The following is a 10,854-nucleotide window of genomic DNA, read 5'->3' as shown; positions in this document are numbered from 1 at the left end:
CTTTTCTGAACGGGTGCTTCCTTTTAAAGCTTTTAACGTGCCATATATTTTCGGCAAAAATATTTCACCGTCTCCAATACAAAAAGCATCTATGAAGGGAGCTAACGGTTCCGGTGCCAAAGCACAGGGGCCTCCGGCAATCACAATCGGATCGCTGTCATTTCGTTGTGACGAACGAAGTGGAATTCCTCCTAAGTCCAATATCGTAAGTATGTTTGTATAAGAAAGTTCATATTGGAGAGTAAAAGCGATAACATCAAACTGAAAAAGAGGGCTCTTGCTTTCTAAAGACCAAAGAGGGGTTGCAGAAATGCGTAAAGATTCTTCAAGATCCGACCACGGGCAATAAACCCTTTCTACATTAACATAGTCAAAGGTTTTTGTAAGAGAATACAATATTTGATATCCGAGATAACTCATCCCCACTTCGTATAAATCCGGGAAAGCATAACATACTTGTAATGCGTCTGGAGACTTCTGTTCTGTAGAAGTTCCCCATTCTCCGCCGATGTATCTCGACGGACGCTTTACTCCGGACAGTATGGAGCGTAACGAGTCTGCTTCGAGCTTATTAGGCATAAATCTGTTCCTCCAAAAAGCTCCTACCGCTAAAAATGCAGACAGGAAACAGTTAGTATTTTAAACGGAGATTTCTCTCCATATAATCATGATTGTTTTTGCTAAACTAAAATCGATCTTCTTTTGACACTATTGCAACGCTTTGAACAAGAGCTAAAGCAATGGCCACCGCTATGAGAGAGCTTCCTCCATAACTAAAGAGAGGCAGCGGTATGCCTGTTATGGGGGCTAATCCCATGCTCATAGCGATGCTTTCTGTTACTTGAAACCAGAACCAAGTCGCTATGGTTGTCACAAGTAGTTTAGCACGTAAATCTTTTGTATATTGTGCAACTGAAAGAAGTCGACTTAATAATAGAAAAAATAAGAATAAAACCATCGCGCTTCCCACAAAACCAAATTCTTCTGAAAAAACGCTGAATATAAAATCCGTGTGAGGTTCAGGTAAAAAGTGCAATTTACCCTGTGTGCCCTGCAAGAATCCCTTGCCGAACAATCCTCCAGACCCGACGGCAATTTTTGATTGAATAACGTTGTAACCTGCACCTTGGGGATCTACCATGGGATCCAAAAATATGAGAAGTCTCATACGTTGGTAAGGTTTTAAAAACAGCCATCCGATGGGCAAAGAGGCTAAGCCTGTTAATAAAACTCCAAAAAGAAATTTTAGCGGAGCACCTGAGACAATAAGAGCTGTAAATAACATTGCTAAATATACAAGGCTACTTCCTAAGTCTGGCTGCAACAAAATGGGAATGGTAATAAGAAATGCTATCCCGAAAATGGGAAGCATATTCTTTAGGTCAACAGGAGGAAATCTTGTGGCAATTTTTGCCAATGCAAGAGCAAATACAACTTTTCCCAACTCTGAAGGCTGAAATCTTAAAGCGCCTAAACGAATCCAGCTTTGAGCACCTTTTGACACGTATCCCACAAAGAGCACCATAAAAAGTAAAATAACTGTCAGCACAAAAAGTGGCAGTGCTGCTCTTAAAAAATTTTTATATCCTATCTTTAATACTGCAATATACGTAACAGCACTGGCTATTCCCCATATGAACTGTCTAACTGCATAAGAAGAAAGAGTAAAGCCATTTGAACCGGAACGACCGGCACTATAAATTGCCATGACACCAAGAATAAACAGGAGCAATGTCGATATCAACATTGTCTTATCGAGATAAGCACGGATATCACTCCATCTCACTGTGTTAATCTTGTCAGTCACGCTTCACCCGTCCTCTTATTTTTCTGTTCATTGTTTTAAGCGGTATATTTGCCACAAGAGCCACAGATCTGTCTGCCTTGTCTAACTCTATCTCTATACCGTTCTCATCTATCTCAAGATATTTTTTTATTGTAGCTATCATTTCTATCCTAAGAGAGTTAAGTATCTCCGGCGAAATGTCATTTCTGTCATGAATCAAAACCAGCTGAAGTCTTTCTTTTGCTACATTTTTACTTCTTTCAGCCTTAAACAGTCTTGCAACAAAATCTAACATGCCATCACCTACTTCTTTCTACCAAACAAGCGTGAGAAGAACCCTTTCGATTCAGAGAAAAGATTTAAAATCGGGACTTCTTCGCCTATGATGCGCTTTGATATATTTGAATAGGCTTTGGCTGCCTGTGATGTACTCCCAAGAGTCAAAGGTTCACCTTTGTTTGCGGAAGTTACAATGCTTTCGTCATCAGGTACTATACCCAGAATATCCACTGCCAATATGTCCAATACATCCTGAACATCCAACATCTCTCCACGTGAAACCATTTCTGGCTTGATTCTGTTTATTACCAAGCGAATCGGAGCTTTCTCCATGGACTCAAGAAGCCCTATTATTCTATCCGCATCTCTGACTGCCGATACTTCAGGTGTAGTAATTACAATTGCCTCGTCTGCGCCTATCGCAGAGTTGTGAAAGCCTGACTCTATTCCCGCAGGGCTGTCGATAAGCACGAAGTCAAACTCTTTTCTGAGTTCTTCACAGAGTGATAACATCTGGTCTGCTGAAACTGAGTCCTTTGTTCGTGACTGTGCCGTCGGTATAAGGTAAAGATTTTCGATTCTTTTATCCTTTATAAGAGCTTGGTTTAAACGACAAGTTCCCTCAACCACGTCTATCAACGTATAAACCATTCTGTTTTCAAGTCCCATTATTACGTCAAGGTTTCTTAGTCCCACGTCACCATCTATAGCTACTACTTTGTATCCTTCCTTTGCTAAAGCAGCTGCAAGGTTCGCTGTGGTGGTAGTTTTCCCAACTCCACCCTTACCAGAAGTGACTACTATTATTCTACAATCCAACTTACTATTCCCCCTATATTGTTGGCCAGCCAGCAACAAGCACTTCGTCATTTGAGATGCTTATTACCGCCGGTTTATTCCAAAAATCTGATGATTTATCTATCATACCTGCTTTTGTTCCTATTCTTACTTGAGTAGATTCAAGAGAATGAGCAACTACTGATACAGAATTATCTCCGTAACAACCGGCATGTGCAAGGCCGCTTAGTTTGCCTAAAACTATGATATGCCCTTTCGCATGAATCTCTGCTCCGACATGGACCCTCCCAAGAATTATAACGTCCCCGTTATGAATCAGCTTTTGTCCTCCCCTTAAATTGCCCGTATAAAAAACTCCTGGCTCAGAAGAAGTACTCTTCTTGCTTTTGGGTGCTGGCGCTGTTTGTTTGTACTCCTCTTCTGACTCTATCTTTATTCCTAAGCTCGACAGACACTTTAACGAAGATTCATCATCACAGTGCCAACCCGCAACAACACATCCCGTAGGTTCGACAAAGCTTTTCCATATTTTTACCACAAGTGAAGGGGTAAACACTCTGTCTTGCATGTCAATTATGATGCTATTCCCCTGTAAAAGACCGTTCCCTCTTTCAACTACTTCGGCGAATTCATCAAGCAGCTGCTTTTCGCTGATATCACTTGGGACTATGCATCTCAGCAGTCCCGCTTTTCTGCCTTTTAGCTGAATCATTTTAAGCACCTCTTAATTTTGTTCTTCAACCTTTTTAGGTTCCACATATTTTTTACCATTCACAAGATAGTTTAACATCTTTCCGACTATCGGTGCAGTAACTTCAGACCCGGCTCGTCCTGCTTCCGCGATGGCGACCACTACATATTTAGGGTTTTTTTCCGGGCCATAGCCTACAAACCAAGCATGATCTTCTCCATGTGAATTTTGTGCCGTTCCTGTTTTTCCGGCAAGCTTTACCCCGAACATATTTGCTCGACGCCCCGTACCTCTATTTGTAACTGAAAGCAATGCTTCCTGCATTAGCTTTATTGTCGTGTCTGATATGTTTACTTTTTTGTACTCAACTTTTGACTCTATGTTCAATCTCGGCTTTACAAGCTTACCGTTATTTGCAATAGCTGCATATGTTCTTGCAAGTTGTAGAGGGGTCATAAGCAGATAGCCCTGCCCTATCGAGTAGTTTACTGTGTCTCCACCGTACCATGCTTCTTTAATTCTCTCTCTCTTCCACTTGGGTCCCGCAATCGTGCCATCTACTTCACTAATTAGGTCTATGCCTGTCTTTTGTCCAACTCCGTATTTTTCTGCTGTCAGAATAAGCTTGTCTATTCCTAACCACGTCGCAGTTTGATAAAAGAACACGTCACAGGAATCTCGTATCGCATTATTTACATTTTCTGAACCATGGCCTGTTCTTTTCCAACATCTAAACCTTCCTGTTCCCAATGTAAAGTATCCGGGGCAATGAACATTGGTTCTTGTATTTATTGTTTTCGCCTCAAGTGCGGCTGAGGCCGTCACGACTTTAAATGTAGAAGCTGGCGGATATGACCCAGATATAGCCCTGTTCATCATAGGTCTTTCTATGCGGTCTGCCAGAGCCGCCCATTCTTTGCTAGAGATACCCCATGTCAGAGAATTAGGATCATAGGACGGAGATGAATAAATGCATTTTATTGAGCCATCATTGACATCCATTGCAACCACTGCGCCTCTATATTTCCCCATTAACTCTGCCGCATAGCGTTGTGCTTCAAGGTCAACACTCAGGATGATATCCTTGCCTCTTACCGGCTCTTTGCTGCTTATGTCGCGAAGTTTCCTTCCACGGGCATCAACTTCTATTACCGATTCTCCAGCCCATCCATTGAGATAGTCATCATAAAAAGCTTCTATTGCAGTCTTTCCTATGAGATCTCCACCTCTATACTGGGAAGAGTCCCTTGTTTCCAGTTCTTCTTTTGTTATCTCTGATACGTAACCCACTGCGTGAGCTGCCACTTCAGACGCGGGATAAGTTCTGCGCCACATGGGAGAAACGAAAAGCATTTCATTGAATTCTCTGTCCGTAACCAATTCCGCAACTTGCGAGAAAGTTAGGTTTTTGATAAGAGTTATGGCTCTGTATGGTGCTGAATACTGTTTCTGAATTAATTCCTGTAATTTTTCGACAGTCATTGGGATTCCGTTGCGTTGTAGAATATTGGATATTCTAATCTTGCTTTCTTCGTCATTCGCATCAACCGGGTAAACGTTGATATTAAAGGTTCTGACGTTGGCGGCCAAAGGAGCCCCATTAATATCGGTTATGACACCTCTCGGTGCGGGCATTCTGAATATTCTAAGTCTATTTTTTGAAGCGAGATTTATATATTCATTACGTTTAAGAATTTGAAAAAATACGAGGCCGCAAAGGAGAAAACAAAATGTTACAAATAGAACTCTCTGTAAAAATTGTATCCTGCGCTCCATTTCAAAAATAGCGTATTTGGTTTTAGACATGGCTGTCACGAGCTTTATGATAGAAGAACGCCAATATCACAATGACTGGTATCGTCAGCAGCGATTGCACTATAATTTGCCTTATGGCCACCTGGCTGGGAACTGTCCAGAATAGAACGTTTATCAAACGAGATATAATCTGTGTGGCAGCCAATAAAATGGAAAAGGTCACAGGAGAACGGCCCTGTGCCGGCATTTTACTCCAAAAAAAAGAAGAGAATGCAACCATGGCTCCGTTTATAGCAGCAGTAAGTCCCGGTAGGTTCGTCCAACGAAGATCCCAAAATATTCCTCCTATAAAAGCCACCCATATCAGTTTTATGTGCTTCTCTCTATTGCTTTCTTCAATAAGAGCAGCATATATAATCGACATTAAGAAAAAATCAGGGACAAGGCATAACCCGATAGCAAATGTCTGCAATAAATTTTGTATCAGCCAAATCAGCAAGAAATACATCATTTTAGCTGCTCCTCTGCAATCACAAAAACATCCACGCTGTAAAGCTGTGTAAGATGAGCACCGGCCTTGATTCTGATTTCTTTATAGTTATCTTTAGAACTTCCCTCTGCTATTATGGTTCCTATAGGAACTCCCGGAGGAATCTGCTCATTCATAAGGGATGTTGATACATTCATACCCTTTTGGACTCTGCTATCCTCTTGTGCGTATAACAGCTTTAAATTACCCTTATTGTCTCCGTTCAAAATACAGAGTTCGCGTGTTTCTTCTATCGTTGCTGCAACAAGAGATGACGAAGATGTTATAAGCTCTACCCAGGAATAGTTTTCACCAACATCCACCACTCTTCCGATGAAATATCCATCGGATAGTACGGCTGCTCCTTTTGAAATACCGGCTTTTGTTCCCTTGTCAATTCTAAACTCGCTCCACCACTCTTCCGGATATCTAAGAGTAACTAAAGCTCGTTCATAATTAGCTTTATAGGGGGACATCTCTATCCTGGCTTTTTGAAGTGCCTCAGACATACTAAAATTTTTCTTCTCTAGCTCTTCAATTCGGCCTTGATAGCTTGCTCTTTCCAATAGCCAGTTGCTGCTGAATTTTATTATGTTGCGCAGTTTGAATACGGGTTTTTCGGGAAAGTAAAGAATTCTGCTTACGGTGTCTACACTAACTCTGTGAAGCATTGGAGACCTCATCATAATAAAAAGCAACATTGAACCTAATATTATTGATATTAGGCCATGCATCCAAGGCTTAGTAATTTTGATTAAGGTTCTTTTCATACTTCTCCTTCTTTATACTAAATATTAAATCTTCCCACGCTCTATAACTATTGAAACTTTGTTTTTTTCTACGGGGGTCTCTAATATCTTCCCCAGCCCCATGGCTACAGAATACATAGGGTGTTCTGCCAAGTGGACAGGGACATTAAGAGTATCCGCTAGCCTTAAATTTAATCCACGCAGCTGTGAAACTCCACCGGTTATAACTATTCCTTGATCCACTATGTCTCTCACAAGTTCCGGCGGTGTCTGCTCAAGCGTGGAGCGAATGATATCCTCTATTTGAGTAAGAATAGGATCTAAAGCCTCAAATACTTCACGCGATCCTATTTTGATGACTTTGGGTAGGCCATCAACGAGGTCTCTGCCTCTTACTTCCATAAAAAGTTCTTGGTCATTTTCTAATGCTGTGCCTATTGTTATTTTTATTTCTTCAGCGGTGCTGTCTCCTATTACCACTGTATAGTTCTGGCGAATCATGGAAATAATGGTGTCGTCCAACAGTTTCCCAGCTATTCTAGTTGCGTTGTTTAGCACTATTCCACCAAGGGATAGCACTGCAACTTCACAAGTGCCACCACCTATATTTACTACCATGCTGCCCTGTGGTTCGTAGACAGGCATATCTATTCCTAATGCGGCGGCGAATGGTTCTTCTACCACAAATGCTTCTTTCGCTCCAGCTGCCAATGTGACTTCAACAACAGCACGTTTTTCAACTTCAGTGACATTAGCCGGAACACAAACAGCCACTCTTGGCGAAGAGAAGAGTCCACTCCCGCCTATAGCAGATCTTATGTAGTGACGTATCATATGTTCCGTCATTTCAAAATCAGCTATTACCCCATGTGAAAGAGGGTTAATCGTCGAAACTCCTATAGGTGTTCTACCCACCATCTTTTTTGCATCAGAACCGAAAGCTATTATTTCTTTGCTTCCCTTTCTACCAAGGGCTCTAACTGCTATGACCGAGGGCTCTTTTAGGACAACACCTTTGGATTTTACATATATTACAGTGTTCGTTGTCCCCACATCTATACCTATCTCATTGCTAAAAAATTTAGACTTCAGTTTAAACACTACACCACCTGCTTTCAAAAAATAAAACGAAACAAAAATACAATTTCGTACTGTTTAAATTCTTTTAATCTAATAACCATAACTTTGCGGAACCATTGTATGAGTCCCGCCCGCAGCAATATAGTGTCCCTTCAGTCTGATTCCCAATAACTTGAGTCCTTTGCGGATATTTTCCGTGAGGTCTACGTCCTCTCTGCTTGCAGCCAGGGAACCATCCGGATGATTATGTATCAATAATACACTATATGCATTTAGTCTAACTGCTTTTCTATAAAATACGGGTATGTCCATGTACGCTCCACTTTGGCCACCATATGAAATTGTTTCTTCTTCTATTACATTATCTTTAGTGTCCAAATAGAGAGCAAAAATCTTTTCTCTGTCCAAAAACCTCGTGTCTTGTGATATTTTTTCAAGACGTGCTTCCCATGACTCCCGATTTTCATGCTTCAACAGAGAAATTCGTTTTCCTAGCTCCATTACTGCGGACAAAGTCGCAACTTTTGCGGATTTCAGTCCTTTTTCCTGCATCAATTCGGCAGGGCTGGTTCTGCAAAGACCCTCTAAGCCCCCAAACTTATTGAGTATGGAGGCGGAAAATTCTAATACATCTTTATCTCTGGTGCCGGTTCTGATCAATATAGCCAAAAGTTCTGTAGTAGATAGTGTGTCGGCTCCTTTTTCAAGAAGTTTTTCTCTGGGAAACTCACGGGGAGAGAGCTGTGACATACGCATCGCAGCTACCTTACCCAGTACGGATTATGTTCTTTTTCTGTGCCTATAGTCGTTTCCGGCCCATGACCGGGATAGACTTTCAATTTATCAGGGAAATGCTCAAGTTTTTTCAGTGAATTAAGCAGTACTGTTTCATTCCCGCCGGGGAGGTCACTTCTTCCTATCGATCTTGCAAAAAGTGTATCTCCGGAGAGCAGCAGCTGTTCTTCGCCATCTGTGACAAGAAGGCAGATGCAGCCGGGTGTGTGCCCCGGTGTATGTATTACTTCGATTTTCATTGTACCCACATTTAAAATATCATTTTCTTTGAGTTCTTTTTCTGCAGCATGTATTTTTATAATTTCTTCCAAAAAGGAGGAGAGGTTTTTATTGGGATCAGATAGACAGGATGCATCTTCGTAATGGATGGCTACACCTTTTTCTGAAAGGTTACGCAATTCCTGTACCCCACCAATATGATCTGCGTGCCCATGAGTGAGTAGTATCCAATGTACAAGTATATCGTTGTTCTTTATGTACTCCTCTACCTCAGAAGCAGGACCTCCTGGGTCAACAATGAAACCGTCTCCGTTTGAGTCCCATATTACGTAACAGTTAGTCCACAGTGATCCAAGCGCAAATCTTTTAATCTTCATCTTACTTTCTCTCCTTACTGTCTAACATGAGAGTAACAGGACCATCATTGCATATCTCTATTTGCATGTGTGCCTGAAATACTCCTGTAGCAACAACTATCCCGTTTTTTGACACTTCATCTATAAATTTCTCATACATTTCTTCGGCAAAAGAGGGCTCAGCCGCTTCCGTCCAAGAGGGACGCCTGCCTTTTTTGCAGTTTCCACACAAAGTGAATTGGGAAACAACGAGCATAGCTCCCTTTTCATCTAAAAGGGAACGATTCATTTTATCATTTTCATCGCTAAATATCCTTAAATTGATTATTTTATCTACAAGCCAAGAGATATCCTCTTCCGTGTCAGTCGGGGTTACTCCGATAAATACACAAAGACCGTTTTCTATGCTTCCCACTGTTTTTTCGTTTACAACTGTCTTTGCTTTTGAAACACGCTGCAATAAAGCCTTCAACTGCTTACCCCCTGATTATTTCCATTACGCCGGAAAGTGTATTGAGCTTAGCCACTATCTTATACAAATGCTCTATGTCTTCAACTTGTACTTCTGCTACGACGCGAGTTCTTGAGTTGTTTACAACTCCCGCTCTTATTCCGCTTAGGAAAGCCTGCATGGACGTTATTACTTCAACTATCTCGCTTACAAGATTCGGCTTATCTAGACCCTCTATTTTGATGCGAGCTGTATATCTAGTATGTTTAGGACGTCCCCAAAAAACGGCAACTTGTTTTTCTTTATTTTTTTCGTCAATATTTGGACAGTCTGCCCTGTGAACTGAGATTCCATGACTTTTTGTTACTTGCCCAACAATCTTATCACCAGGTATAGGGTGGCAACACTGTGCCAAAGTAACGAGAACTCCACTTACTCCCTCAACGACTATTTCTGAATCAGCTTCCTTGCGCTGCTGCTGTACCGGAAGAATCTCAGGAACTTGATATTTTGTTGTGTCCGTTGTTGAAATTCGTGCAAGTATGCTAGAAGCAGAATGAGAACCATTGCCAACGGAAACAATCATATCTTCTGTATTTGCATATCCCATATCTCGAGCTATCTGGCTGAGTTGAGTCGAAATTGCAGAGAGGGGTTCCTCCACTCCAGGAGAACGACGTGCTGCTTCTTTTTCTAAAAGTTCCTTGCCTCTTTTTATCTTTTCCTCGCGTTCTAGTCTGTCAATTTGACGGAACCATGCCTTAATCTTTGATCGTGTTCTTGTGGATTTAGCTATCTTCAACCAGTCGCGTGAGGGTTTGCCCTGTGCTGATGTCAATATTTTGACTATGTCGCCATTTTGCAGTTCTTGATCCATAGGAGCAATCCTGCCATTTAACATGGCACCTACGCATTTATTCCCTACTTCGGTATGGATTGTATATGCAAAATCTATTGGAGTTGACCCCTTGGGAAGCGAAACTACTTTCCCCTTTGGCGTAAATACAAAAACTTCGGTTGAAAGAACATCTGTTTTTAAGTTGTCTAAAAAATGTGCGCTCTTGTCGCTTTCTTCTTCCTCGTCTGGGTTTTCTGCAGGAGATTCTTCAAGAAGCTGACGTATCCAAGTGAGCCCTTTATCCAAATTGTCTATTTTGTGAGCACTTTCTTTGTAGTTCCAGTGAGCCGCGATACCGTATTCTGCCAGGAAATTCATCTCTTTAGTTCTTATTTGGACTTCAAGAGGTTCGCCTGTCGGACCTACTACGGTGGTGTGCAAAGACTGATACATATTGCTTTTTGGGTTTGCAATATAGTCGTCAAACTGTCCCGGAATTGGTTTCCATATCGTATGCACTATTCCCAG

13 protein-coding genes are annotated in these 10,854 nt (G+C 41.5%); all 13 read right to left on the bottom strand.

What is annotated here, in order from left to right:
- A partial coding sequence (locus GXZ13_05360) for a B12-binding domain-containing radical SAM protein (protein ID NLX75242.1) occupies nt 1–579 on the bottom strand: 579 nt, incomplete at its 3' end.
- A 106-nt stretch (nt 580–685) separates the two neighbouring features.
- Nucleotides 686–1,747, bottom strand: coding sequence for a rod shape-determining protein RodA (rodA, locus tag GXZ13_05355; GenBank protein NLX75241.1), 1,062 nt, complete (start codon nt 1,745–1,747; stop codon nt 686–688).
- Between the two features lie 52 nt (nt 1,748–1,799).
- Entirely contained in the window at nt 1,800–2,081 is a 282-nt protein-coding gene (gene minE, locus GXZ13_05350) for a cell division topological specificity factor MinE (GenBank protein NLX75240.1), read from the bottom strand.
- Nucleotides 2,082–2,089: 8 nt separating this feature from the next.
- Nucleotides 2,090–2,884, bottom strand: coding sequence for a septum site-determining protein MinD (gene minD, locus GXZ13_05345; protein ID NLX75239.1), 795 nt, complete (start codon nt 2,882–2,884; stop codon nt 2,090–2,092).
- Between the two features lie 13 nt (nt 2,885–2,897).
- Nucleotides 2,898–3,575 (bottom strand): septum site-determining protein MinC, encoded by a 678-nt coding sequence (gene minC, locus GXZ13_05340; protein ID NLX75238.1) that lies wholly within the window; start codon nt 3,573–3,575, stop codon nt 2,898–2,900.
- Nucleotides 3,576–3,587: 12 nt separating this feature from the next.
- Nucleotides 3,588–5,360 carry a penicillin-binding protein 2 gene (gene mrdA / locus GXZ13_05335; GenBank protein NLX75237.1) on the bottom strand — a complete coding sequence of 591 codons (1,773 nt, stop codon included), beginning with the start codon at nt 5,358–5,360 and terminating at the stop codon, nt 3,588–3,590.
- Nucleotides 5,353–5,820, bottom strand: coding sequence for a hypothetical protein (locus GXZ13_05330; protein NLX75236.1), 468 nt, complete (start codon nt 5,818–5,820; stop codon nt 5,353–5,355). The genes mrdA and GXZ13_05330 overlap by 8 nt, the downstream gene beginning before the upstream one ends.
- The gene (locus GXZ13_05325; GenBank protein NLX75235.1) at nt 5,817–6,608 is read right to left on the bottom strand and encodes a rod shape-determining protein MreC; all 792 of its coding nucleotides are present in this window, start codon (nt 6,606–6,608) and stop codon (nt 5,817–5,819) included. The genes GXZ13_05330 and GXZ13_05325 overlap by 4 nt, the downstream gene beginning before the upstream one ends.
- A 24-nt stretch (nt 6,609–6,632) precedes the next feature.
- The gene (locus tag GXZ13_05320; GenBank protein NLX75234.1) at nt 6,633–7,688 is read right to left on the bottom strand and encodes a rod shape-determining protein; all 1,056 of its coding nucleotides are present in this window, start codon (nt 7,686–7,688) and stop codon (nt 6,633–6,635) included.
- 69 nt (nt 7,689–7,757) lie between these two features.
- On the bottom strand, nt 7,758–8,417 hold the full coding sequence (gene radC, locus GXZ13_05315) for a DNA repair protein RadC (protein ID NLX75233.1): 660 nt from the start codon (nt 8,415–8,417) through the stop codon (nt 7,758–7,760).
- Between the two features lie 11 nt (nt 8,418–8,428).
- Nucleotides 8,429–9,058, bottom strand: a complete 630-nt coding sequence (locus GXZ13_05310; protein ID NLX75232.1) for an MBL fold metallo-hydrolase — start codon at nt 9,056–9,058, stop codon at nt 8,429–8,431.
- 1 nt (nt 9,059) lies between these two features.
- The gene (locus tag GXZ13_05305; GenBank protein ID NLX75231.1) at nt 9,060–9,509 is read right to left on the bottom strand and encodes a D-tyrosyl-tRNA(Tyr) deacylase; all 450 of its coding nucleotides are present in this window, start codon (nt 9,507–9,509) and stop codon (nt 9,060–9,062) included.
- Between the two features lie 4 nt (nt 9,510–9,513).
- A partial coding sequence (locus tag GXZ13_05300) for a bifunctional (p)ppGpp synthetase/guanosine-3',5'-bis(diphosphate) 3'-pyrophosphohydrolase (GenBank protein ID NLX75230.1) occupies nt 9,514–10,854 on the bottom strand: 1,341 nt, incomplete at its 5' end.

The sequence above is a fragment of the Synergistaceae bacterium genome (genome assembly GCA_012728235.1).
GTDB lineage: Bacteria > Synergistota > Synergistia > Synergistales > Synergistaceae > JAAYFL01.
The sequence above is the reverse complement of the archived record's forward strand: the minus strand, read 5'-3'. Positions and strand labels throughout refer to the sequence as shown.